This window comes from Sphingomonas trueperi (assembly GCF_011927635.1).
Taxonomy (GTDB): Bacteria; Pseudomonadota; Alphaproteobacteria; order Sphingomonadales; family Sphingomonadaceae; genus Sphingomonas; species Sphingomonas trueperi.
Genome location: NZ_JAATJB010000020.1, coordinates 27,869 through 53,853, shown reverse-complemented (window position 1 = coordinate 53,853; position 25,985 = coordinate 27,869). Strand labels below are relative to the sequence as shown.

The window sequence follows — 25,985 nt, the reverse complement described above, 5'->3', positions numbered from 1 at the left end:
AATGATCTGATCCTCGGTAAATCGGCTTCGCCGCATCACTCGTCTCCATCTGACGAGCTAACTTACCAATGGCATGATTTCTGGGGAGCAGGTCAGGCGCTAGCCGAGATCGAGCGCATCGCAACCGGCACGATGACCTCCACAGGGCTTGGTAAAGAGGTCAAGTTCGAGTGCGTGTGCGGGGCGACCAACAAGCGCCGGATGCGATGCCTTCCACAGGGCAAGATCGTGAGCTGCATCAATCCGGAATGCGCCGAGACATGGGATGTCGAGATCAGCGACGGCGAATATGAGTTCGCCAGACGGGGGCACTACCTGGAGTGCCTGTGCGGAACAACGCACTTTGTGACCTCCACCTCTACTGAGAAAATGGATAGGCAAGAGTGGGGTACCATTCCCTGCGAGTGTGGCGGCAAGCTGCTGCTCCGTTGGTCCCTAAACTACGTGGTAATGCCGCCCAAGTCAGAACAGGCCGCGACGGGCGAAGCCGCCGAGGAATAAGGGCCGCGCAGGCTGTATGACAGCTTCCAAGCGCCCCCGCCGCAGATTGAATAACCGATCTTAAAGCAATACCCGAGCGCCAGCAAATGGCCTAAACAGCCGTTCAGTAGCGACACCGCGAATGGTGGCTTTGTCCTCAGAGACGGCCCTCAAATCTGTAGAGGCCAGATCCCCGAAGGGTTGGCTTTCAGGAACGGCTATTCGCCACGGGCAAAACCGAGACTGAGCACTTCACGGGGGCGTTGAGCCGTTTTGCGCGGTCTCTGCATGCCGAGAGCACATCCGCATTGTCCTTCGTGAGCCGGCCGGCGTCGGCGAGTGTCCGCGCCTGCTGCGGGTCGGCAACCTGCATGAGGCGCACGCCCGCGTCCCAAGGTGTGCGCCCGAGCATTGCTGCAGCCCGCTCCTCTGGCCAATGCCAGCTCTCGGGCGCGAGCTGAGCGATAGCCGGTGGCACAACAGTGCCAAACGCGAAGCCTATCACTAGTGCCAAAGCGGCTGCTCCCGCGATCCACAGCTGCTGGGTCTCCGCAGAGTGGGCGGATACAACCATCCCCTTCAGTTCTTGGACTGTGCCGCCAAGGGCATGGCTGGCGGCGGTCCATGCCCGATGGTCGTCCGCACGCCCCTGCGTGCCGGCCGCTTCGATCTGCTTCGCGACATCCTGCGGCGTCAGTGTCATAGCTGGGCGCTTGGCAAGGACATTGATCGCGCCGCACACCTTCTCGTAGCTGTCGCGGATCTTCTCCAGGTCTGGTCCATAGTCACGCGCATGCAATTCCTGCTGCCGCGCGGCAAAGCCGTCGACCGCAGCAGTCAACCCCGCCAGCTTGCGTGACATGTCGTTGAACGCCTGGACGGTCTGGTCCGCTTCGGCGGGAGGTTCCTGGATACCCATGGCTACATTCCAATCCCAAGGCCCCGATCACGGTCGATCGAGAAGGTGAGCTGCCGGATGATCGAACGGGTACGGGCATCGTCGCCGAGCGCGCGGGCGACACCGCCATCACGGCTGCCCGGCGTCCATTCCGGAGACCATTGCCGACCGAACAGCTGACTACCCCTGCGGCTGAGCGCAGCGCCTAGTGCCGGATCCTTCTCCAGCCCCTTCGCCATCGACCGCATGGCGTTCTCGACACCGGCACGCTTCGCTTCATTCTCCCACCCGCTCAGCTTGCCCCGACGCGCCTGCAGCTGTTGCCAGGCCTGGACGAACCGGTCAGCGCGCAGCTCGGGGTTGGCGCGCACTTCGGCTTCGAGCTGCATCTGACGAATCGCATTGGCGGTGCGACCATTGGCCGCTTCGCTGACCAGGCCCGGCGTCCGCTCGAACGCCATATCGAGATCGTGGGCACCGTGGGGATGCAGCGCGTTGATCACCTCGGCAGTGCGCGCAAGCGCCGCCTTTTGGTATTCGAGCGGCGTGTGACCCTGCCCCGTCATACGGCCAGCATCCTGGACAGCACGCGCATAGCCTTCGACCGCCCGCTCCAGCTTCTGGGTTGCGGATGCCTCGGAAGCAGCCACCGGCACCGACAGCTTGAGCCCATCGAAGCGCAGTTTGGTGGGCACCCGTTCGGGCTCGGGGATGGACAGCCGCAACCCGTCGAACATGCCGCGACGTGGTGCTGGCGCAGGCGCGCTACGCTCGGGTTCGGCCAGAGGCTCCTTGGCAAGCGTGTCGAGGATGCGCGACCGTTTGACACCGCGCCGGGCGGCGAAGCGCTCGGCGGCGGTCTCATAGTCGAGCGCATTGTCCTTCGGCCGGTCGCGCGACAGCGTGCGTGCCAGTTTGCGCTGGTCAGCGAAATCGTCACGGCCATAATGGAGCTGCACCGCATCGCGGTGCCGCGACAGGGCGACATAGGCAGCTTGCCGGTCGAGCCCTGGCGTCGCCAGCACATGGACGCGGTCAACGGTGACACCCTGCGCTTTGTGAATGGTTGCAGCATAGCCATGGGCGACGTCGCCATAGTTCTTGTGGTCGAAAGCGACTTGGCGGCCATCGTCGAGCCGCACCGCCATGCGGGCGTGATCGACCTGTTCGATGGTGCCGAGACTACCATTCTTCACACCCAGGCTGCGTTCGTTGCGCAGGAACATGACCCTGTCGCCAGCCCCGAACAAGCGTTCTCCGCGGGTGGTTTCGACAGCAATATCAGCATCTAAGGACCCACTGCGTTTCATCGCATCCCGGGCCAGCGCATTCAGTTCATCGCATTCTTGGTTCATGTGCGTGAGAATCACGCGTGACGCACCCGGATCGGCGACCCGCTCTTGGTCCCAGCGCGCGATCAGCGCCGTTCGAGCCTCGACTCGCGTGTCCGAGTCGACGACCATGCCGGCACCGGCATAGGCCTCCAGCGCCTCTGTGGTGCGCCCGGTCGCGAGCTGACGCGTCGCCAGCCGCTGCCAGTCTTCGCGCTGCCGGCGAATGTCGGTGATCTCGATGGCGCCGTGCCGCTCTGCGACCGAGCGGAACGCGGCGCCGGCCTCGATTGCCTGGAGCTGCTCGGGATCGCCGACCAGCACCACCTTGGCGCCGCGCTTCTCGGCTTCGGCGATCACCCGCTCCATCTGGCGCGACCCGATCATGCCAGCTTCGTCGATCACCAGGATCGACCTGTCGGTCAGCAGTTCGCGCCCTTGCTCCCATTGATGCTCGATGCTGGCGATGGTGCGCGACGCGATGCCTGAGCCGCTTTCCAGATTCTCCGCGGCGATGCCCGAAAGCGCCAAACCCTGCACCTGATAGCCAGCGCGCTCCCACGCTTCGCGGGCGACGCCAAGCATCGCCGATTTGCCGGTGCCGGCATAGCCGACGACAACGCCCAGGTCCTTGCCGCTGGTGACATGATCGAAGGCGCTGCGCTGCTCGCTCGACAACACCAGTCCGCGCATCTCTGCGCGCGCCAAGGCGAGCTTGCGATGCTGCTCGTCCATGCCATGGTTACGGCTGGCGTCGAGCTTTACGGTTGCCCGCTCCAACCGGGCTTCGGTTTCGATCATGTCGCGGCTGGTGAAGCGGTCTTCGCCGCGTCCGTCCTTGCCCAGCTTCACCAGTTCGGGCACCGCGCGCACCGCCGCCATCACCTGATCGAACTGCTCCTTCCCTTCGCTATGGCGATGCACGAACATCGCCAGATCGCGCGTGGTGAAGGTCGCTTGGGTGCGGGTGATCGCGTCGAGCGCCAGCGCCGGGTTGGCGAGCAGCTTCTCGCCATTGGCGCGCGCGATCTCGTGATGCTCTTCCAGCCGCTCGGAGGTGAGCGCCTGTCTGACCATCCGCGCCGCTGCCGGACCGATCTTGTGCTGCGGTTCGAGATCGATACCCTGCGCTTCCAACGAGCGGTGATCGACCCGTGCATCGATATCCAGTTCCGCCAGTCGCGCATTGACGTGGCCGGCCCAGCTCTCGCGCCATTTCTCCAGAAGGTCGGTCCGGTTCCAGTTGCGGCTCTTCTTGCCGAAACCCTCGGCATCCACCTCGCGCAATGCCAGCATGACATGGGCATGCGGCTTCGCTTCGCCATCAGCACCGACATCCCAATGCACATTGAGATCAGCGACCATCCCGCGGTTCACAAACTCTTCCTGGACGAAGTCGCGCGCCAGCCGAATGCCCTCGGCCTGGTTCAGTTCGCGTGGGATCGCAAATTCGATCTCGCGGGCAAGCTGCGCATCCTTGCGCAGCTCGACGGCTTCGACCGCGTTCCACAGCTTCTCCCGATCGGCGAGCTGCTCGGGGGCGCCGTCCGGCAGCAGCACTTCGGAATGCACGACGCCGGCCTTGTTCGAGAAGTCATGGTGCCGATCGAGCCGTTGGTCGTGCAGCCGCGAGGCGGAGCGATAGGCAGCAGCGGCGAGCGCCGACGATCCGCTGGCGCGGCTGATGATCTTGGCCGAGAAATGGTAGATCGCCATAGCGGCAATCCATTTACACCAAACAAGCGACGTCGGCACGACGTATAAGCGCGCCCTCAAAAGATTTCATCTTTTTCGTGACGTGAACATCCCAAGACGTTTCACAACATTTGCGCTGATCGATGCAGTTCCTAAATCACCGAACATTATCCATCAACTACGGAGGGATCGATGCGCAAACCACGCGACTTCGATTCGGAACTGAAGGCGCTCGACAGCAAGGCGCGGAGGCTCAAACAAGCCAAGCTCCAGCAACTCGGCGAGCTGGTGGTCGCGACGGGTGCTGATGCACTTCCCGTCGAGCAGTTGGCCGGCGCATTGCTCGCCGCTGTCGGCACGCCCGACATGATCGCACGGGAGGACTGGCGCCTGCGTGGCGCGGCCTTCTTTCAGCGGCAGGGCAAAGCTCGCGGCGGCGCTCGTTCGCGTGCGGCATCGGCTGCGGCAGCTGACAGCGGCGCGGCACCGAGCGGAGGCGCAGTGTGCGCGGAATGATACGCGAGAATGGATGGTGAAGCGTCGCGAAAGAACGCGCCAGCTGATCGAGCTGGGCGGCCTGGTTGCTAAAGCCGGATTGGTCGAACTCACCGACGATGATCGCGCCGTATTGTTCGGTGTGATGATCGATGCTGCCGCCACGCTCAAAAGCGAACAACGCGATCAGGCGCTGACCTTATGGCGAAGACGTGGACGTCGCGCGTTCGAGCAGCTGCAGAATGAGTAATCTCGCCGCATCTTCCAACATATTTTAGCAGACGGATTACATACGCTCCTATAATCCTGTTGTCGGCAGCATGCCGAAAAACAAGGAGCAGGGACGCAGAATGTCTGAGCAGAGCAATACCGATCCCGTTGAACTCGCAAGTGACCTCACCATTGCCTGGCTATCGAACCCGAACAATCGCGCGGCGATGGACGATGTCTCCACGTTTCTGCGGAAGATGCATGCAGATGTGATTGAACTTTCGGGTGGTGTCGCGAGCGCGGATGTTGCGAGCGAAGAACCTGCGTCGGAAGAATTCACGCCGGCCGTGTCGGTCCGCAAATCGCTGGCCTCGAAAGACCACATTATTTCACTGATCGACGGCAAGCCCTATCGTACCCTGCGCCGGCATCTGAGCACGCATGGTCTGACGCCCGAGGAATATCGCGCGCGCTACAATCTGAAGGCGGATTACCCGATGGTGGCGCCGACCTATTCGGAGCAGCGCCGCGCAATGGCGCACAAGATCGGCCTGGGCGCCAAGGGCCGCGCAGCACGGAATGCGCCTGCCGAAGCGCCTGCCCCGAAGCCCGCGCGCAAGCCGCGCGCGAAGGCGGCACCGACTGCCTGAACTCAATCGCGCGCCGAGGCTCGATGCCTCGGCGCGCGGCGATCACGCGGCAGCCGCTTGCTCCAGCGCCGCGATGCGCTCTTCGCAGATCACCTGCACCGCCTGTCCCAGCACCTCGACGCGCTCGCCCAGCCATGCCAGTTCCTCGGCGCTGATCCGGTAGTGCTTCGAATAGCGCGCCTTCACATAGGCCTCTTTCAGCTTTTCAAACCGCGAACGATCGACGCGCTGATCACGTGGCCAAGCGTCGATCAGGCGCGGATCAATCCGTTCGGCTTGCGTGCGCAAGAATCCGAGGTTGTGAACATGCGGGGTGTAGAAGGTGCAAACCAGCAGCACGCAGTGATAGAGCTGTTCCGAAGCTTGGTGGAGAAGAAACGCCGCACGCTTATGGCGCCCCTTCCCTGCCAGATGGTCCGCGCTTTCCTTGAAGTCCGCGGCTGCTGGATAAAACTCAGAAAATACTCCCGCGCCATCGCCAGCGCCTGCGGCGGCGTCTTTGGCTTGGGCTGGTGCAGCTCACCCGGTTCGCTCTCGTAGAGCGCGATGCCGTCGCGGGCGACGTCCATGAAGAAGTAGCGCCCGTGCGCCAGCCCATCGTTCACCTCCTGCAGGGTGTGCACGATGAAATTGACCGGCGTGCGCAGCGTCTTCGTGATCGCCAATTCGCGGTTCAGCCGGTCCTCGGCGGTCGCCCAGAACTCTACCCGGTCGGTTAGCTTGTCGTTGTTGACGATCACCAGCAGGTCGAAGTCGGACTGATAGCCCTTGGCGGTGTGCGGTTCGTCGACCCAACCGCCGCGCGCATAGCTGCCGTACAGGATGACCTTGAGGATGCATGCCTGCTTCTTCCAATCCGACGTGGCGATAGCGATCGCGTCGCCGAACTCCTCGAACAGGATCTGGACGACGCGCTCCAGCTCGCGCTGCTTGGCTGGGGGCAAATGGTCGAGGCTGGTCCTCATGGATCGATCCTAACGCGCTGATGCGGCGGCGTACACCTCGCCCGGTTTCGCCGGGCGAGGTGTCGCATCGCTCAAGGTCGTTCGCCCCGCTCTGCTCGACCGAGCGCGATGATTACGCGGGCGACGGTCTCTTCCACCTCCGCTACCGTGCAGCCATGCCGCCTGGCCGTTTCGACGTAATCCCGGTCATCGAACCGCACCGATCCGAAGATGGCCCGATCTCGCTCCGGCAGCGCACGAAAGGCGCGACGCATCCGCCGCAGGCGAAGCCAGCGCATCATTGCCCCGCCTCCCCGTCCGAGACGAACCCAAGCAGGTGATCGGCCGCCTTGCTGGCCGCGCTCGCCGCCCGGAAGATCGCCTTTTCATCCTCGCGCAGCACCGCCAGCCAGCTGCCAATATAATCGGCATGACGCACGGTAGGCCGGATCGCCAACGATGCGCAGGTGAACGCGCTTGCCATTTCGGCGACCAGTTCTTCCCGACTATAGGCGGCGCTGCCGAAAGCCCCGGACTGATCGCGGTCGAGGCGGGAGCGATGCCCGGTCCAGTGCCCCAGCTCGTGCAGCACGGTGCGATACCAGTTGATGCGGTCGTAGAAGGCCAGCTGCGGTGGCACCGCGACTTGGTCGCCGTCCGGGCTGTAATAGGCCTCGCCACCCCCGATCCGGATATCCGCTCCACATGCTTCCATCAGCGCGTGCGCAGCGGGGATGCGGTCGGCCTCCGCCACCGGCGCGTCCTGCGCCACCACAGACAGCCGCTCCGGCAGCCCCTCGCACTGGTCGACGTTGAACACGGTAAAGCGCTTGAGAAACGCCAGCTGCCGCGCCTCGCGATCCTCATCCCGCGCCCGCTCGGCCTCGTCCTTCGGGGTGAAGCGATCCGCATAGCAGATCGTCGTCCCCCGCTCCCCGCGCCGGACGCTCCCGCCCGCCGCCTGCGCTTGGGCGTAGGTCAACCAGCGCTGCGAAGCATAGCGCCCCTCGATCACCGCCGCCCAGAGGATCAGCACATTGATCCCCGAATAGCGCCGCCCGGTCACCGCGTTCGCCGGCATCGCGCATCCACACGCCGCAGCATCCCAAGGCTGCACCCAGGGCAGCCGTCCCTGTTCCAGTTCGGCAATCACCCGGCCCGTCACCTCGGCATAGAGGCTCGCCCGGTTCTCGTGTCCAACACCCATGATCCTCTCTCCTTCCAAAACACCGCAACCGGCGCCGGAAGGGCGGGGGGAGCGGCAGGAGCGAACCGGCAGTCCTGCCGTTAGAGGCAGGCCGCACCGAAGGCCGAAACAACGTGGAGGAGCCGGGCACCGCCCGGCTTGCGGCATGCCGCGGCAGGACTAGAGGCGAGCGACGCTCCCCCTGCCCTGTCCGCGTGCCGGCGCACCAACGCCGCCGCGCACCCGCGCGGCGACCATCCTGTCAGCGCGACCGCGCTGCCGGGCGCCACCGGCGCCCGGACCAAGAACCGCACTCTTGCAACCGGGAGGGCCGCACGGGCGGCGTGCGCGCGCCAGCCCGTGCGCCAGCCGCCGCCCGTCCCTCCCGCCCGGGCAAGTGTGCCACGCGGGCACCAACACCTAGCGCGCCCTGGTGTCGCCGCAGGCGTGCGCCAGTGCGCGCACCACACCCGCGTTCCGCTGCCGGGGCCTGCCGGCCATCTATCCGCAGGATCGGGCGCGTCAGCGATCAACACCCGAAGGGCCGAAACTGTCACGCCGACTCGGCGCCGCACCATCGGCGTGCGAGCGCGGTCACACCGCAGGCGTGAGATGCCCTCAAGCTATCATCGTCAGCGCTAGCGCCGAGCCGCCGCAAGTTAGCGCCGGAACGTGAGACTAGGCCGTCGTGCGCTGACCAGCTCTAGAATGACTGGTTGGGCAGGAACCAGCCAACAGCCGGTGGCGAGTCGGGCGCCAATCTTGAGACCTCAGCTGCATCCGATAAGCTGGTACGGAATCCGCACATGGCGGCCTCTGCATCCGAATGCCAGGCACTCGGCCACCTTGGCCCAGCTGGGATAAGGCCTGCGCCGCTCGAAAACATCCGGCAATACTGGCGCTCGACCTCGTTGAAATGCTGGGCGATTGCGCCCGCAATGGTGCCGCTTGTGTCGCGACGGACCGCAGGCCGAGCGCGACGCCGGCGAGGCGCTACACGAACGCAGACCGCACAACATCGGGCATGTAGTCATAGGCGCGCAGGATGCACTGGCGCGGATCGGCTTCGCCGCCGAGCTGATGATGGGCGATCTTGAGCTAGGTGGCCGCACGGATGTACTGCCCGCTGCCGAGCCACCGCTCCTGGAGACGGGCGCGCAGCATCTTGCGCCCCGCCGCAACCAGCGCGTCTTCGTCGAAGGACTGGATGGCGGTATAGTGCCGGCACAGGGCATAGCCGAAGTCGCGCGGCTTGAGGGTGCCGCCAAGCTTCACCGGCCCGGACTTGCCGGTCCATCGCTCGTACATTTCGATGCCGGCCATGTAGATGTCGTTTTCAGGCCCGAACTCGACCTTGGCATGCGGCCCCGCCCCGAGCGCGAACGCGAGATAGTCGTCCAGCCCTTCGAGGACGATCTCGTTGGTCGGCCAGGGGCGCTCGGGGAAGCGCCACCGCGCTTCTTCGAAGCAGCGGGCCAGATCCCATTCGTAGCTGCTGTCGTTCCCGGAGAGCATCCAGCTGCCGATGGCCTTTGCCCAATGCAGCGTCGTGCTGTGCCCGTTGGGATCGGGACCGAAGCGATACACCTCGCCATTCTCCAGCGCCTTGTCGATCCAATCCAGAGCGCGTGGCAGGACAGGGGCAATTTCGTTTTGGAGGCCGACCAGCCAAGACAGGACAACAAACTCCACCTTACATGCCCCGGCGTTACCCATAGGACGTGCGCTATCATATTGCTCTCGAAGCTCTCGGGACACGCCGCCCTCCAATAGGGCTTCTCGCATCCTCGTCATTCCAAATATGCCTGTCATCAACTAGACTGATGTCTAAATCGTCTGTCAGCTTCAAGTTTCCTCACGAGCTCGCCCCATTCAGGAAAAGAGGCCTCACCTCCGCTTCTCTTTCGCACACACTCCACAACCGCATCATAAAACTTCAGAAAATTTACGCTATCTAAGTCGTCAACACTGATAAACGGCATGAACTCAATATCTTTAGATTGAAATATTTTATCTACTAAAGATGGATATTTGATTAGCTCATGCCTGATATTCTCAGATATTTCCTCAAACCCTCTAGAACTTAGCGCTACAACTGCGCCCTTGCCTATTATGATTGATCCCGCCATGCCATATCACCTAAAAAGGATTATTTTACCTTGCTTATCGACCGGCTGTTTCCTGATGATTTCGAAAAGTATTTCTTTGTTTTTTTCAGTGAGAAATCTCGTGTCTATTGGAACGATGTCAGCTTTATCAAGGTGCTCACTGAGTTGCCATGCAAACCTTTCGGCATTTTTTTCAAAGAACTGATTCACTCCCGCCGCCTCTTTCAAGCTACTGGGAGTCAACATAAAGTCTACACTCTCCCCTGATTTAGGCCCGCTTACAAACTTAAAGTCCGCTCCGCTGGATCCTTCAAGACGCTCTAGGCGACCTCCAAGCAATTTTTGAAGCTCTACTGCCGCAGAAGCTTCACCCGGCTTGGGTTTGCCGGTAGCTGGATCAATGACGTTGAGGCGATTGAACTCGTCGAATTCGACAATGTCCCTCGGCCTTAAAACTGTTGGTCCAGTTTCATCCAACTCATCAATCAAAGGGGGAGGGCTTGTCTCAGCGCTTGGTTTCTCCACCACTTCGGCGGTTTCACCGGTGCCTATGCCTTGACCTTTCGATATGTCAGGACTCTCACCGCTTACGACTCCGCTCGAAGCGGACTTAGGCGAGGTGGCATCAATTACCGCGCTGCCAGCGGATGGCGTCGCGGAATCCGCAGGAGCCAATGCCTCGACGGCTTTGCCATCGGCAGCGATCGCTTCAGTCGCCCGCCCGGCGGTAGCGGATACCCCCTTTGTAACGACTACCTCACCGATCGCGAGGACGGCTTTGCCAGCGATCTTGCCGGACGCTGTCGCCTGCGTGCGCACATCGGCATTGGCGAAGTCGACTGCCACGTCCTTCAGTGAAGTCAACCGTTCCAGCGCACTTTTGTCGTCCAAGAATGCGCCGTCGAGATTTTTCGCAAAGCCGTTGAGAGCAGCGTCCGAAACACGCGCAGGGTCGGTTACATAGTCCCCGACGACTTGGAGCTGGTCGAGCAGGCCAGTCCCAGCTTCACGTTTAGTCGCCGCGTTAAAGTACTGGACGAAAAGGTAGGTTTTGATCGCGAGGTCCGATTCTCCCTTCGCTCGCATTCGCTCGGCCTCTTGATCCGCCGCCTGCTGTGTTGCCTTTTCGTTAGCCGCAAGCTTGTCGCGGCCGCTCTGAAGCGCTTCGTCGAAGCCTCCCTTACGCTCCCCCGCACGATCCGACGCATTGCTAAGATAGAGGGAAAGCATTGTCTCCTCGCTGAGTACCGCTGAGAGAACAGTATTCCCCGCGCGGCCCAAGATGTTGTCGCCACGTCCCGCTGCGAGGTCGCTATACACGATGTTCCGAACCGCCTGGCTCTGGCCGATCAGCGCGTCGGCTAGCTGGGGATCTTCGGTGTAGACCTGCGCGAGCTTGTCGCGTTCCGACGCCGAAAGGCCCCTAAGCTCTGCACTACGAGCGGGATTAGCGGCGATGGCTGCCTCAATCTTGTTGGCAACAGCAGTGCTCGCAGCTTCCTTCCTTTCAAGTCGACCGATGTAATCGGCCAAAGACGCCGCGGCTCGCGTGCTTGCTGCACTATCCTCAGGATGATCCGCGATCTGCTTCCTTGCTGCCGCCAGGCTCGCCCGCGCCTGATCCAGCGTCAGGCTAGGCACGATACGCCAGTTCAAATCGTTGTTTTCTGTTTCAGTTTGTGCGGCGACAACCGCGACACCAACGTCGAGCCCGGCCGTTGCGGCGATTCCAGCGACGACCGTCGAAACCAGATTCTCCCGAGCTTGTTGATCGGCCAAGCTACGGGGAGTCGGACGCCCCGTAGCAGGATCGATCTCGGGCGGGGCGTCGATAAACTTGGTCAACAAATAGTTGGTAAGTACGGATGTTGCCGCACCCACCGCAGCTGCACCGCAGTTCCCATTTCCACCGGCCGTGCTGCCCGCGCAGCCTACGACGGCTTGCAAGGCGGACCGCACCGCCTCGCTTGCTGCAGACGCGTTACCTGCGTCATCGCTGAGCCGATCCGCGATCAACTTGACTTCTCGTGCCGCAAGGCCCTGCAGGATGTTGGTCGCAGAGGCCTGCACGAGGCTGGTGAGCGAGCCACTCACGTCCGATCCAGCGGCACCGTTGATCGCGGTAAGCACCAGCCGCCCGGTGCCACCGGCACCCCAGAGCGCATAGGGGTTCGACTTTGGATCCTCGTTAGGATGCTCCTTGGTCCACTTGTCGCCCTCGGCCGCCTGATGGCTCAGGAACGCCGTCGTCTCTGCCGCCAGCGTCTGCGCCGCCTGGAAGCCCTGGGCGATTTCCTGCCGCTTGGCCTCGTCGAACTGCTGGACGATCGCGCCGGCATTGGCACCGTTGGTGTCGCGGCTGATCGTATGGGCGAGCGCGGTGCTGGCGGCGTCGCCCGAAGTGATCGTGATCGTGCCGTTCGCGATAGCCGAATAGGTCGTGCCGGACTGGTCGCCGCTCGCCCCCATCGCCATCGGCGGGGTCGCGGTCACCGTGCCCAACCCCTTGATCGGCAGCCCCGGCAACGGCGTGGCGCCCTGCTGCGAGGCTTGCCCGTCCTTGCCCGCCTTGATCCCGCCGATGCCGCCGCCGATCGAGGTCTGGCTGGCGTCCCAGGTCTCCCGGTTCTCGAGGTCGCTGGCGTGGAGCGTGCCGGTGGTCAGGCTGTTCTTCGACGGGTCCGCGGTGCTGGCGATCACCGCGCCGATCAGCGACGTGTCGCCGCCGACTTTAATCGCAAAGCCCTGGTCGCCGGCATAGATGCCCGCCTGCTCGACCACGCTGGCGAAATCGCCCTGCTGCTTGCCGTTCGAGAGATTGCCCGAAACCGAGATCTGCCCCGTGCCGAACGCGAAGCTCGCCCCTACCGAGGCGCTGTGCGAGCTGGACTGGTAGGTGCTGGTGTCCTGCCGGCTGGCGATCGCCAGGCTGCCGGCATCGACCACCACCTTCCCGCCCGAGACGATCGCCCCGTCCAGCCCCAGCGCCCCCGGCGTCACCAGCGTCGCGGTGCCGCCGGCGGTCAGCACGCTCTCGACATTGGTGACCTGGGTGCCGGTGTAGTTGCTGTTCGACGAGGAGAGGCCCACCGAGATGGTGGGGCTGAGCTTGGCGAGGCTGCGCTGGTCGCCATTCTTGTTGAGCTTGAGCTCGGAGGTGACGCCCAGCGTGAAGCCGCTGCTCTTGGCGTTGCCGCTCTGGCGGTCTTCTTCCGTCGCGGCCGCCAGCGTGATCGCGCCGTTCGCCGCGAGGGTGAGGTTGCCCTTGGCGTCGACGGTGGAGCCGCGCACGTCGATCGTGCCGCTGGCGCCGGTGCCGTTGGCGACGATCGTCACGTCGCGGCCGTTCACCGCGCTGCCGACCACGGTCTCGTCGTGCGTAGTGTTGGTCGAGCTCGACTTGGAGATGCCGAAAGTGGCGCCGACCGAGATGCCGAGGTCGCCCTCCCGCTTCTTCCACGCACTCGCGAGATCCTCGCCTGCCTGATAGGCGTTGACCGCCGCCATGCCGCCGGCGAGCCCCGCCACCGCGGCGACGCGGTCGTTGCCGGTGCTGGTCGCGAGCTGCGCCATGTCGGCGAGGTTGCCGACGCTCTGCAGCAGCTGGCTCTGCACGCCGAGGGTGACGCCCACGCTCGAGGTCTTGGTGGTCTGCGTGGTGTCGCGCACGTCGAGCGCATTGGCGATGCTGACCGAGGCGCCCTTGAGCAGCACGTCGCCGCCCGCCGCCACCGTGCTGCCGGTGATGCCGAGCACGCCCTTCGTGTCGATCGTGAGGTTGCCCGCGCTGGTGCCCACCACCGATCCGGCCTGGGTCACGTCGGTCGTGCTGCCGGTGGTGCTGGTCTTGGCGACGCCCAGGAACAGCCCGCCGCCGCCCAGCGAGAAGCCGCTCTTCTTGACCGAAGAACTGCTCTGCTCGGTATCGGTGGTGGCGAGCGTGCCGATCGTCACGGGGCCGCCGGCCGTGAGCGTCAGCCCGTTCGAGGCGACCAGGTTGGCGCCGGTGATCGTCACCGCGCCGCTCGCCGTCACCACGGCGGTGTCGCCCGTCAGCGTGGAGGCGACCGCGGTCTCGTCGTGCGTCGTCGTGCTGGTACGCTTGGTGGTGGACGAGAACAGGCCCGACTTCTTCGAGCTGGTGTCGACGCGGGCGTCCACTGTGTCCACCACACCCGAGAGCGTCAGGCTGCCGACATCGACGCCGAGTGCGCCGCCGGCGGTCACCGTCGCACCGGCGATGTTCACCGCGCCGGGGCTGAGAAGGCTCAGGTCCCCGGCCGCGTCGATGGCCGCGAGCTGGTTGGTGGTGCTGGTTGCGCTGGTGGTGGTGTTGCTCTTCTTGCCCGTCTGCGCGCGCTTGTCGAGCGACGCGGTCTCCTCGGCCGAAACGACCGCCACGCCCTGGCCGCCATAAAGCGTGATGTCGCCCGTCGCCTTGTCGGTGGTCTTCACCGTGCTGCCGGTGATCGTCAGCGCCGCACCGGCGGCGAGCGTCAGCGGGCCCGCCGCGGTGACGCTGGTGCCGACGAACGCGGTCGAGGTCGTGGTGCTGCTGGCGTTGGTATATTTGCCGGTGCGCTCGGACTGGGTGGTGGTGGTCGTCGCGCTGGTGCCGCCGAGCGACAGGTTGCCGCCCGCGCCGAGTGCGGCGGTACCCCCAGCGCTGAGCGTCGCGGTGGTGAGCGTCATGTCGCCGCCGGCCTGGAGCAGCAGGTTGCCGCCCGCGGCGATCGTCGCGCCGGTGATCTGCTCGGTGGTGGTGGCGCTGTTCGACCAGTGGCGGCTGTCCTGATAGCTCGCGGTCGCGCTGTGGCTGGTGCTGGAGACGGTGGTGGTAACGAGATCGCGGCCGGCCTGGAGCGTCACGCCCGCATCGGCGCGGATCGTGCTGCCCCCGGCGAGCAGGATGTCGCGCGCGGCATCGGCGATCACCGAGCCGCCGGCGATGGTCGCGCCGCTGGCGTTGACGATGTCCCCGCCCTTGGCCGCGAGTGCCACGATGTCCTTGGCCTGCAGCGTGCCGCTGTTGGTGATGCCGCCGCTGGCGGTGATCGAGACGTTGCTGCCCGCGATCAGCGCGCCGCCCGATATCGCCTTGGCATCGTTGGCGGCGAGATAGACGACGGGGACGAGCACGTCCTGCCCCTCGACCTTGCTCTGAACGTACCAGACCATCGGCTCGGTGAGCGCGGCGACCTGCTCGGCGGTCAGCGCCACGCCGAGCTGGAGGCCGAGCCCGGCCTGCGCCTTCTCGGCATTCTTGAGCAGGCCCTGATATTGGTCGAGCGCCGAGCCGAACTGCGAAAGCTGCGCCTGGCCGCTCTGCGCCTGCACCTCGCGCGAGACGAGCAGCGCTTCGAAGAAGCCGTCGCCGAGCCGGGTGTAGGTGGTCGCGCGGTCGGGCGAGACCCGGTCGAAGAACCATTTGGAATCGTAGAGCGCCGCTTCGGACGAGAGCGCGGGGTTGCTGCTGAACAGCGGGCCGGACGCCGGGTTGGTGTTGTAGGTGAACAGCGAGGGGGAATTGCCGGTGAGGTTGAAGCTGGCGAGGAACCCGCCGAGGAAGCTGCCGAACGCCTGGTTGGCGAGCGTCGGCGCACCGCTGCCGTTGAGGCCGGCGACGAGGCCGGGGACGATCGCCGAGGCGCCGGGGCGCATCGCGCCCGCGGCACCGCCGCTGCCGAGCGCGCCGCCGCCGATCGTCTGGTTGCCCAGCCCGATCGCCGCCGCGCCGCCCGCGCCGTCACGCACCTGGCCGACGACCTGCGCGCCCTGGATGTTGCCGGTGCCGAGGCCGGACAGCTCTCCTGCGGCGCCCGCGGACGGATCTAGGCCAGAGAGGTCGCCGACGCGCATGCCCTCCTTCGTCCGGCTGGCAGCCCCGACACTGCCGCCGCCCGCGAGCCCCGCAAGGGAGACGGCGAGACCGCCCAGTCCCTTCCCCGCAAGCCCGCCCGCGCCGCCACGGCCCGCGGCGGACGCACCGCCTGCCGCGACGCCGCCGCCGGAGACACCGTTCGCGTTGGCCGCAGATGCCGACGCGCCGTTGCCAGCGCTGCCCGTACCGGGCGCTCCGGCTCCCGCCGAACCTGGAGAGGCATGTTGGACAAGCTGGGAGGCGGTGAACGTATCTGCGCCGACCAGATTGTTCGCGACGTTCTTGAAGCTGCCGGCGTTGATCGTCACGGCACCGCCCGCCCGGATGATCGCGGTGGCGCCCGAGACGCCGGTATTGGTGCCGTTGGAAACGAGCAGGTCCGAAACATTGGTGACGGTGCCGGCGGAATTGATCGTTATGTTGCCGCCAGCGAGGATCGACGAATTGCTGTTGGTGACACTGCCCGAGCCCGCTTGGACGGTTACCGATCCAGCGGCGGATATAGTCGCCGCACCCGTCACGGCATTTACTGTCGAGTTGCTGCTTCCACCGGCCTTTATGTCATATACAATGTAGGTAATGGACGAACCCCACCGCCCATGCGCAATACATCCGAGGAAGTTACTTAAAAAATCACCATCCGAGGCAAGGCATTTAGCCCCGCTATTTGCCTCATTAGGATTTGGATCCGATGTGATGACAATGCCTACATTGTCCTCTGTCAGAACACCCCGCTTCCCTACAGGTTTTGCGTAGAAATCTGCAGAAGAAATCGAGGCACCCGTAGCGCGGTCGACGAACGACGTTCCACCGCCCGAGGACGTGGCTATATCCAGCTTCTTGACGGCGTTGGAGAGGCTTCCGCCGGTCAGCGCGATCTGCACCCCGCCCCCCAGCGACTGAATCGTCGCCGACAGGTTCGCCACATCATGCGCGGTGATGGATATGTCACTCTGCGCCAGGATCAGGCCGTGGCTGCCATTGCCTTGGTTGTCGCCGATATAGTCGTTGGTGAGCGCTCCCCCGGCGGTGAGGGTCAGGCGGTTGCCTGCATAGATGGTGCCGACATTGTACAGTTCGCCCGCCGCCTGCAGCGTCAGGTTGCCCGAGGTCGCCAGCAGCCCGGTGTTGCGGATGTTCGCCGCGCTGATCCAGTAATTGCCCGAAGGCGCGAAGCTTCCGCTGTTGTTGAAATCGCCGCCGAGGAAAATGCCCGCATTGTCCGCCTTGAACGCGCCTGCGGCGTTAGTGAAGGCACCGGCATCGGTCTGCGTCACGATGGTCGCCGCGGTGATGCCACCATTGGCGCCGCGGGCATCGTTGACGATGCTGCCGCCCGCCGACTTGAGGAACACCACCCCGTCGGACCACAGGCTGCCCTGGTTGGTGAAACTGCCGCCGGTCTGGATGTCGAGGTTCGCCGAGCCGCCGATGTCGCGGCCGACGACGGTCGTGTTGCCCGCGCCGCCGCGCACCGTGATCGAGCCGCTGCCCGTCACCGTCCCCGTGTTCGCCGCGATCGTCACCCGCCCGTTGGACGCGGTCGCGCCGGACAGCGTGATGTCGCCGCCCGCGTGCAGCGAGACGAGGCTCTGGCCCGAATTGTACCCGGCGAGGTTCAGCGCCGAGCCGCTGAGCGACAGGTTGGTGCCCGCGACGAACTGCGCGGCGCCGGTAGACCGGATCGCCCCGCCCGCGCCCACGGTGAGGCTGCGGCCCGCCTGCACGGAGCCATCCAGCATCACCCCGCCGGCGCCATTAGCGGTCAGGTTCAGGTCGCCCCCGGCGATCACCCCCATCTGTACGGCATTGCCCGCGCTGTCGCCGACATAACGTGCGCCGATCAGGAAATTGCCGGCGGTCAGCGACAGATTGTTGGTGGCGACGAGCTGGGCCGAGCCATCGACGATCACCGCGCCGGGCAGTGTCATCAGGAGGTTGTTGCCCGCGCTGATCTTGCCCGCGATCCGCGCCGAGATCGGCATGCCGTCCACCGCATAACCGATGCCATTGATGCTCGCCGTGCCGCTGCCTGCAAAAGCGTTGCCGCTGGTGAAGGTGACGTCGTGGCCGGCCTGCACCAGTCCGGCGGCCCCCACCGTTAGCGTGCCGTCGACGAGCTTCAGGTCGTTGCTCGCGACGAGTTGCCCCTCGATCGACAGCGCGCCGCCGGCGGTAGTGATCGTCACGTCGCGCCCGGCGGCGAGCCGGCCGCTCGCGCCGATGCTGGTGTTGGCTGCGGTGAACGAGACACTGCCGTTGCTCGCGGTCAGCGCGCCCTGCAGGTTCAACGACGCCAGGCTGCCGAGCGTCGCATCGCCGAGATAGGTGGCGAGCGTCGCCCCGGCGTTCACCGTCAGCGAGGGTGCCCCGCCGTGGAAGCTCGACAGACTAAGGTTGCCATTGGCGACGTTGGCGCCGCCCACCGTCACGCTGTCCGCGGTGAGCGCAAGCGCGCCGGTTGCCGAAAGGGTGCCGAGGCTCGCCACCGTTACGGCGCGCAGGCTGACATTGCCGCCGGCGATGGCCGGGGTGGCCTGTGTCGCACCCGCCCAGGTCTGGGAGCCGGAGGCCAGGGTGACGTTGCCACCGCTGGAGAGATCGATCGCCCCTGGTGCCGAGAAGATGCCGGACGATGCGAGGTCGCCGCTGGTGGTGATCGCCAGCGCCCCGCCCGTTGCGACCGTACCGGCGTTGGAGAAGCTGGCGCCGGAGAGCGTTACGTTGCCGACGCTCTTGAGAGTGCCTCCGCTCGCCACGGTAAGCGCCGGGATCGTCCAGTGGATCGCCGCGCCCGCCTCGGCGGTGCCGGTGATGGTCGCCATGCTTGCCGTCACGCCAAGCGTGCGGTCGGCATGGAGCAGACCACCGGCAGTCAGTGTCGCAGCGCGCAGCGTCGCGTCGCCCCCCACCCCGCCCGCCGAGGCGGTCGCGACGATCGAACCGGCGTTGGCGATGGCATCGGCGCTGAGCGTCAGCGAGCCGCCGCCCGCACTCGCGCCCGAGCCGCCGGCAAAGATGCCGCTGCCGGCAAGATTGTCGATGCCGCCCCCGGCCACCCCGAGGGTCAGGTCGCCCAGCGCGACGAGACTGCCGCCCGAGCGATAGCCGCCACCGTTCAGCGCGACGCCGAGGTTGTGGTTCGACTGGAGCAGGCTTCCGGCGCCCAACGTCAGACTGGTACCAGTGTAGTTGAAGTCGGCGTTCGAGATGGCCTGGCCGCCGTCAAGCACCGTCGCCACGGCCGTGTTCAGCGTCAGCGCACCCGCCGCATAGACGCCGCCGCGCTGATCAAGCGCGCCGCCCAGCACGACACTCACCCCCCCGAGCATGACCGCGCCGTTATTGGCCACGATCGCGCCGGTGGAGGTTAGCGCAGCCGCACTCGTCAGCGTGATATTGCCCACCGTCGCGCCGGCTGCCGTCGACCCTGCGGTGATCCCGCCGTCGTTACGGATCGCGCCGCCCGCCGACAGACGGAGATCACCCAGCGTCTCAAGCTTGGCGCCTTGCACCAGCGCGATATTGCCGCCTGCGGTCAGCGCGACGTCGCGCGCGCTGGTGAGGCCGCTCAGCGTCGCCGCGCCGGCGATGTCGGCGACGATTCCCTCGCCCGCCGACAGGTTGGTGCTGGTCAGGCGTTGCGCGGTCAGCGACAGGCTGCGCCCCGCCGCGACGCTGCCGTCATTGACCAGCGCGCCGCCCGCGCGAAGCGTCACCGCCCCCAGCGTCGACAGCGCCCGCGCCGCATCGCTGCCGGTTCGGTCGGCGCCGACATGGAGGTCGCCGGCCGCCGTGACCGACACGTCGTTGTTGGCGGCGAGCACGCCCAGCGCACCGATCGCGCCGCTGCTCGCCAGCGTCAGCAGGCCGTCGCTGCCGGTGCCATAGGCGGTGACGCGCGACGCGCCGCCCAAGGCCAGATCGCCGCCGGTCGCCGAGACGTTAACGTTCCGGCCTTCAATGGTGCCGGTGAGGTCGAGCCCCCCCGCCGTCGAGCGTACCGACACCGCGCCCAGACCGACCAGGCTGCCGCCGATCGTGCCGCTATCCGCGACCAGCGCCATGTCCGCGCCCGCCGACATGGTGCCGCTGCTCGACAGCTGCTGAGCAGTAAGCGAGAGGCCACCGGTCGATCCGATCGCGCCGGCATGGGTGAACGCGCCACCAGCGGTGAGCGTCATCGCCCCGACTGCGGTGACCTGTCCGTCACTCGCGGTAGTGCCTGCCTGCAGCACACCCTGCGCCCGCAGCGCGAAGGCACCCGCACTCTCGGCGGTGAGCGATTGCGCGGCGGCGAGCGTCCCGGCCACCGTGACCGCGTTCGCCGAACGCAGCTCGACACGCTGCCCCGAGGCCTGCCCGCCCTGGAGCAGCGCGATATCCCCGCTGGTGCTGGCCAGCGACACGAGGCCGTTACCGCGGATCGTGCCGCCCAGCGACAGCCCGCCGCCCTGCAGCGCGACATCCCCCAGCGCGCTGCTGGTCCCGCCATGGCTGAGCATGCCTGCCGCCGACAATCGCAGCCCGACGTTGGAGGCGAGCGCCGCACTCTGCACGAGCGTTCCGCCGCTCGTCACGTCGATGCCGCCCAGGCCGGTGACCGTGCCGCCCAGCGTCGCATCGCCCAGCGCGGCCAGGATCACGCCGCCATTGGCCTTGGCATCGCCGGTGGTGCTGAGCGTCGCCGCGTCGACGCGCAGCGTGCGCAGCGCCACGAGCGTGCCGCCCAGCGTCACCTCCTGCCCGGCGAGGTCGACGGCGCCCGTGGCGTTCGACACGGCGGCAAGCTGCAACGCCCCGCCCGCTCGGATCGACAGGTCGCCGACGCTGGTCACCTGCCCCTGCGCGTCGACCGACCCGGCCGCAATGGTGCCCGCGAGATGCAGGTCGCCGGTGCCGGTGAGCGCGAGCTTGCCCCCGGCCAGCAGCGTGCCGTTCGCCGCGAGCGAGGTCGCAGAAAGAGCGAGCGCACCCGACGCCTGGACGGTTGAGCCCGCGCGAAGCACCGTCGCCCCGGCGGTGAGGCTGAGTTTGCCCGCACTGGCCAGGCTTCCGGCGATGTCGCTCGCACCTGCCGAGGCGGTGATGTCGCCCAGCGCAGTGGTCGTCCCCGACAGCGTCATTGCGTCGCCGGCCGAGAGGTCGAGGGTACCGTTGCCCGCGATTATTGCCGCAAGCGCCAACGTCGTGCCGGTAAGGCTCAGCGCGCCGTTGGCGGCGATCCTGCTGTCGGCCGCGCCGGTCAGCGCGTCGAGCGAATGGAAGCGCGCCGTGCCGCCCGCCTCGATGTCCGCAGCGGCGCCGATCGCCAGTGAGCCGGTCGCGTCGATCGACAAGGCGCCGGTGGCGAGCAGCTTGCCGCCGACGGTGGTCGCACCGCTGCTGGTGAGCGCCAGCGCACCGCCGCTCTGGGTGTCGCTGCCGACGCCAAGCAGCAGCGTCCGACCGGTGATCGCCACGCCGCCGGTGCCGACCGTTGCGCCGGTGAGCGTCACGTCGCGCGCGTCGAGCTTGAACGATCCGCCGGAAAAGGTGCCCGAGGACAGCACATCGCCCGCGACCTGCACCTGCAGCCCGGTCTTGGCGGAAAGCGTGCCCGCATTGCTGAAGGCGCCGCCCACGCCCAGCAACAGGGGGCCGCCGTTCGACGAAATCGTGCCGAGATTGGCGAGATCGTCCTGCACCGTGATCGCAACCGGACCCGCCGCCGCCAGGCTGGCGAGCGAACCGACCTGCAGCGACCCCGCTTGGGCGGTGAGCGCGCCGTCGCTCCAGGCGGTGCCGCGCACCGTCAGAACGTGCGCGGCAAGCGCGGTGAGGTCGCCCTTTGCTGCGACCGTACCGGCAATCTCGATCTCGTCGGCCGTCAGCGTGACGGCGCCGCTCGACGCAAGCGATCCCGCGGATGGCGCAGTGGTGGCACCGATCGACGGCAGATTGAGTGCAACATCGCCAGTTGGCGTGGCGGATGCGGGCGGCGTGGTCGTGCCGGTGCCGCTATCGCCAGTAGCCCCCCCGCTGCCCGAGCCGCCGCTACCGGCATCAGCGCCACCGCTACCGGGCACGGTGCCCGGCGGCGTGCCCCCCGCGCCGCCGCCGACCGGCGCTTCCGCACCGATGCGCAGCCGCATCGCCGCGGTGAGCGTCACGTCCTTCGCGGCCTGAATGGTGCCGGCCAGGCTGAGATTGTCGGTCGCCGCGGTGATCGAGACCGCGTCGTTGGCCAGGATCTGCCCGGGAATAGCGACGGTGGCGGCGTTCAGCGTCAGCGCACCGGCGCTTGCCAAGGTGCCACTCAGCACCGCCCCGGCCGCGGCGTCGATCGTGGTCGCGCCGCTGGCGGTCGCGCGGCCGCCCAAGGCCAGCGATTGGGCCGCGTGGATGTCCAGCGTCGCGTCGCTCTGCAGCGCGCCCGACAGCGAGACACCTGCGCCCGATAGCGCCATGCCGCCCTTGGCATAGGTCGTCGAACCGGATGCGAGCGCCACATCGCCGGTGGCCGCGACGGTGAGCGCGCCCTGCACCGACAGTGCCGCCGCCGATTGCAGCAAAGCCGCAGCGAGCGTGGCACTGCCGCCCGCATAGACGGTACCCGCCAGCGTAGCCGCACCGCCGACCCGGACGTCGAGCGCAGCGCCGCTCTGGAGAAGCCCTGTGGAGGCCAACCCGGCGCCGCTCGACACGCGCAGCGCGCCGCCGGCCGCGATCTGGCCTGGATTGGTGACGGCACCCGTCGCCGCGAGCGTGAGGTCCTTGTCGCTGGCGATCAGCCCGGCATTGTCGAGCTGGCCCAGACCGAGCCGCGACGTGGCTGCGCTCTGCAGCACCGCCCTGGTGGCGAGGGTCAGGGTCGTGACGTTCGCGTCGATGTCGTGGAGACTGGTCGCCGACCCGGACAGCGCGAGGTCGGTACCGGTGATCCGCAGCCCCGTGCCCGCGGCCGTGGTCCCCGACAGGCGGAGCGACGGCGCGGTGAGCTGCAGCGCGCCTTGCGCCTGCAGCGTGCCGGTCGAGATGATCGTGCTGGCGGCACCGAGCGTGAGATCGGCATTGCTGCCGACGCTGCCGCCGATGCGTAGCGTGTCGGCCGTCAGCGCGAGCGCCCCGTTCGTGCCGATCTGCCCGCCGATCGCAAGCTCGCGCGCCGCGGCCAACCGCGCGGCGCCGCCCGCTACCAGCGATCCGCTAAGGTCGATGGCATTGCCGGCCAGGGCGACGTCGCCTGCGGCACTCACCGCGCCGCCCAGCGCCTGGCTTCCCCGCGTCCGCACGGTAACCGCGGCACCGGCGAGCCGCCCGCCCGCCGCCTGCCGGACGCCCTCCCCGTCGAGCCGCAACGCGCCGCCCGCGGCCAGCGTCGCGGTGGCCATGTCGACTGTGCCCGCCGCATCGATCCACAGCGCACCGGTCCCGGTCAGCGCGCCGTTGGCGTCGAGCCCCGCATAGATGCCGGTGCCGGGATCGAGCGTGACGTCGCCGCCCGCGCTGAATGTCACCGCACCGAGCGCACCGGCAAAATCGCCGCGCTGGCGGATCGCCTGTCCGCTCACGGTCAGCGCGCCGCCGGCATAGGTCTGGCCCGATAGTGTCACGCCGCCGCCGCGCGCGGTGATCGCCGCGTCGCCCGAGGCCGTCGTCCCCGCAAGCGCGATCGCGCCGTCGCTGGTGATCGTCAGCGTGCCGTCAAGCGCCGCGACGGTGCCCTGCAGGTTGATGCCCAGCCCCGCCCCGGTGCCGACCAGCCGGATGCGGTTCGCGTACATGCCGCCGAGCACCGAGGAGTCGATCGCCACGCCGGTCCGCGCCCCCGCGCCTTCGGCGTTGGTGGTGCGGCTCGCATAGTCGACCGTGCCGCTGCCGCTCGCGACGAGCAGGTCCTTGGCATAGAGGCTGGCGTTGATGTGCGTCGCCGCCGCGATGATGTCGAAATAATCGACATTGCCGCCGAGCAGCCCCTTGCCCTCGACCGTCACGTCACCGCCGTCGGCGATGCGGAAGCCGCTGAACGCGCCGTCGGCGCCGAAGCGCAAGCTCGCCGCCGCCAGGCTCACCCGGCTGGTGTTGATGAAGCCGCAGCCGTCGCAGGTGATGCCGGTCGGGTTGGCAATCACCAGCGCCGCGCGCTGGCCGAAAATCTCCATCGGCCCGGCCAGCGTGGTGCGCGCGCCGCCGGTGACTTCGTTGAGGATCAGCGATGCCGATCGCCCGTCCTTCAGGTTCGGGTTGGCGATCAGGAAGCCGCCGATCGCGCTGTTGCCCGTCGTCGGGCTGTTGGCGAAGATCAGGCCTTCCTTGCCAACCGACAGCCGCGTGAAGACGTTGTACGAGGTGCCACTGGCATCGGGTGTGGCGATGTTGACGATCGGCGTGCCCGCCTGCGTGACGTCCAGCCCGGTGCGGCTGTTGGCCGGCTGCAGCGGCGGCGTCGCGACGGGCGCGCTGGTCTGCGCCCGTGCCGGCGAAAGCGCGGAGGTCGCGAGCGCCGCCAGGATCAGCGTGCGCAGGGCGCCGCGGCGTGCACGGGCGGAAGCGGTATGGGCGACGATCGTCTTCACAGCAGGATCCTGATGCTGGAGCTGAACAAGGCCTGGGGATGGCGCACCCAGGCGGGCGCGGTGACCGGCACGGCCACGGTGAGTTCGGCCTGGACGTGGCGGCTGCGCGCCATCAGCCCGGCGCTCATCGACTGGAGCAGGCCGCGCTCGAACGGGTCGCCCGCGACCGGGCGGATGCCGCCCACGTCATAGGCGAGGTAGCCCGACAGGCTGGTGGCGAGATGCGGCTCGGCCTTGAGGACATCGACGATGCCGAAGCCGAGCTGCTCGCGCAGCGACGCGCCGGTCCGCCCGGAAATGCCGTCGTCGCGGAAGCCGCGCACGGTGGAGCTGCCGCCCAGGCTGAAGCGATTGGCGGGGAACAGGTTGTCGAACCCCCATTGCCCGCGAAGCACCAGCGTATTGGTGAGCCGGGACGGGCCAATCGTCAGCGGCGTCTGCGCCGCCGCATCCAGGGTCACCCGGTGGTAGCGTCCGGTGGCGCCCCCGGGTCCGGTGTCGACGGTATGCGCATCGAGCAGCCCCAGCCCCTGGTCATAGCCGCTGGAGAGGCTCAGCTGGGTCCTGGCCAGCCGCCGCTGCCAGCGCGCGCCCAGCGTGCCGGTGACGATCCGGTAGCTGCTGGACTGCAGCGCAATGCCCTGGACGAAGTTGCGCGTGTCGAGCAGCGCCAGCCCGCCGGTGAGCGAGAGCTTGGTCTTGGCGTCGCGGAACACCATCCGCTCGAGCGTCGCCGCACCGGTATAGGTGCGGCCGCGCGTCGCGAAGCGCAGCCCGTTGCCGGACAGCACCGAACGATAGCTGGAAAAGCCGCTCGACAGCGACAGCGTCCACCAACCATGCGGCAGCGATACGAAGCCGCCATATGCGAGGTTGCGCCGCTCGCCATCGTCGCTGGCGGCACCCTGGTGATAGAGCGACCAGCTGTCGGCTATGCCGAGCAGCGAATCCATGTCGAGGCTCTTGGTCGCCTGCCAGCGTCCGGTGCTCGCCGCACCTTCGTTGTTGATCGAAATCGAGGGGCGGATCCACCGCCACAACGGCTGGCGGGTGATCAGGACGGTGCTGGTACCCGGCGTCTCGCCGGGTGCGATGTCGATCTTGGGATCGCCCTTGGCCATCCGGCCGAGCTGGTCGACCCCCTGCTCGAGCGCGCGGAGGTTGAGCCGGTCGCCTGGTCGCGCCGGAAAGGCCGCCGCGATCTCGCCGCTACCATAGTGCTTGCCGCTGCCCTTGTCCTTCAGCCCGCCGAGGCGGCCCTCGATGACGGTGATCGTGAGGATGCCCGATTTCAGATCCTGCGGTCCGACCACCGCCCGGCTCGTCACGAAGCCGTCATGCACATAGCGATCGGTGATCGCGCGCAGCACGCCGTCGATCGCGCCGGTCGTGACGCAGTCGCCGCGCAGGGTTGCGAGCACGCCCTCGAAGGTGCCGGCGCGGTAGTGGCTGGCACCGGCAAGGCGCACGTCGCGAACCGCTACACAGGCCCCGTCGTCCGCCACCGGAGCGGTTTGGGAGTCCATGGTGTCGCCAGCTGGCGGCCGGG

At 66.9% G+C, this 25,985-nt stretch carries 12 protein-coding genes and 1 pseudogene; 4 read left to right on the top strand and 9 right to left on the bottom strand.

Annotated elements, in window-relative coordinates; translation table 11 throughout:
* A partial coding sequence (locus tag GGR89_RS20325) for a hypothetical protein (RefSeq protein WP_167713063.1) occupies positions 1 to 501 on the top strand: 501 nt, incomplete at its 5' end.
* 187 nt (positions 502 to 688) lie between these two features.
* Here GGR89_RS20325 and GGR89_RS20320 read toward each other — a convergent pair.
* Together GGR89_RS20320 and traA are read right to left on the bottom strand one after the other, a co-directional pair.
* Positions 689 to 1,399, bottom strand: coding sequence for a DUF6118 family protein (locus GGR89_RS20320; protein WP_125976981.1), 711 nt, complete (start codon positions 1,397 to 1,399; stop codon positions 689 to 691).
* A 2-nt stretch (positions 1,400 to 1,401) separates the two neighbouring features.
* Entirely contained in the window at positions 1,402 to 4,425 is a 3,024-nt protein-coding gene (gene traA, locus GGR89_RS20315; protein WP_125976982.1) for a Ti-type conjugative transfer relaxase TraA, read from the bottom strand.
* A gap of 171 nt (positions 4,426 to 4,596) precedes the next feature.
* On the opposite strand from traA, the gene GGR89_RS20310 reads away from it, so the two are divergent.
* The 3 genes from GGR89_RS20310 (at position 4,597) to GGR89_RS20300 (ending at position 5,759) form a co-directional block, all read left to right on the top strand.
* On the top strand, positions 4,597 to 4,920 hold the full coding sequence (locus GGR89_RS20310; RefSeq protein WP_125976983.1) for a conjugal transfer protein TraD: 324 nt from the start codon (positions 4,597 to 4,599) through the stop codon (positions 4,918 to 4,920).
* Between the two features lie 13 nt (positions 4,921 to 4,933).
* Complete coding sequence (locus GGR89_RS20305; protein ID WP_084584657.1) at positions 4,934 to 5,149, top strand: conjugal transfer protein TraD; 216 nt, start codon at positions 4,934 to 4,936, stop codon at positions 5,147 to 5,149.
* A 100-nt stretch (positions 5,150 to 5,249) separates the two neighbouring features.
* On the top strand, positions 5,250 to 5,759 hold the full coding sequence (locus GGR89_RS20300) for a Ros/MucR family transcriptional regulator (protein WP_125976984.1): 510 nt from the start codon (positions 5,250 to 5,252) through the stop codon (positions 5,757 to 5,759).
* Between the two features lie 42 nt (positions 5,760 to 5,801).
* Here GGR89_RS20300 and GGR89_RS20295 read toward each other — a convergent pair.
* The 7 genes and pseudogenes from GGR89_RS20295 to GGR89_RS20265 form a co-directional block, all read right to left on the bottom strand.
* A pseudogene (locus tag GGR89_RS20295) lies at positions 5,802 to 6,724 on the bottom strand (nucleotidyltransferase).
* Positions 6,725 to 6,795: 71 nt separating this feature from the next.
* Positions 6,796 to 7,005: a sigma factor-like helix-turn-helix DNA-binding protein gene (locus GGR89_RS20290; RefSeq protein WP_125976985.1), complete on the bottom strand. Its 210-nt coding sequence runs from the start codon at positions 7,003 to 7,005 to the stop codon at positions 6,796 to 6,798.
* Positions 7,002 to 7,910, bottom strand: coding sequence for an ArdC family protein (locus GGR89_RS20285; protein ID WP_125976986.1), 909 nt, complete (start codon positions 7,908 to 7,910; stop codon positions 7,002 to 7,004). The genes GGR89_RS20290 and GGR89_RS20285 overlap by 4 nt, the downstream gene beginning before the upstream one ends.
* Positions 7,911 to 8,987: 1,077 nt before the next feature.
* A complete protein-coding gene (locus tag GGR89_RS20280) occupies positions 8,988 to 9,581 on the bottom strand; it encodes a hypothetical protein (RefSeq protein WP_125976987.1) in 594 nt (197 codons plus the stop codon).
* Between the two features lie 119 nt (positions 9,582 to 9,700).
* Positions 9,701 to 10,018: a hypothetical protein gene (locus tag GGR89_RS20275; protein WP_125976988.1), complete on the bottom strand. Its 318-nt coding sequence runs from the start codon at positions 10,016 to 10,018 to the stop codon at positions 9,701 to 9,703.
* A 6-nt stretch (positions 10,019 to 10,024) separates the two neighbouring features.
* On the bottom strand, positions 10,025 to 24,436 hold the full coding sequence (locus tag GGR89_RS20270; RefSeq protein ID WP_125976989.1) for a two-partner secretion domain-containing protein: 14,412 nt from the start codon (positions 24,434 to 24,436) through the stop codon (positions 10,025 to 10,027).
* Positions 24,433 to 25,962 carry a ShlB/FhaC/HecB family hemolysin secretion/activation protein gene (locus GGR89_RS20265; protein WP_167713061.1) on the bottom strand — a complete coding sequence of 510 codons (1,530 nt, stop codon included), beginning with the start codon at positions 25,960 to 25,962 and terminating at the stop codon, positions 24,433 to 24,435. Before GGR89_RS20265 ends, GGR89_RS20270 begins: the two co-directional genes overlap by 4 nt.
* Positions 25,963 to 25,985 lie beyond the last annotated feature (23 nt).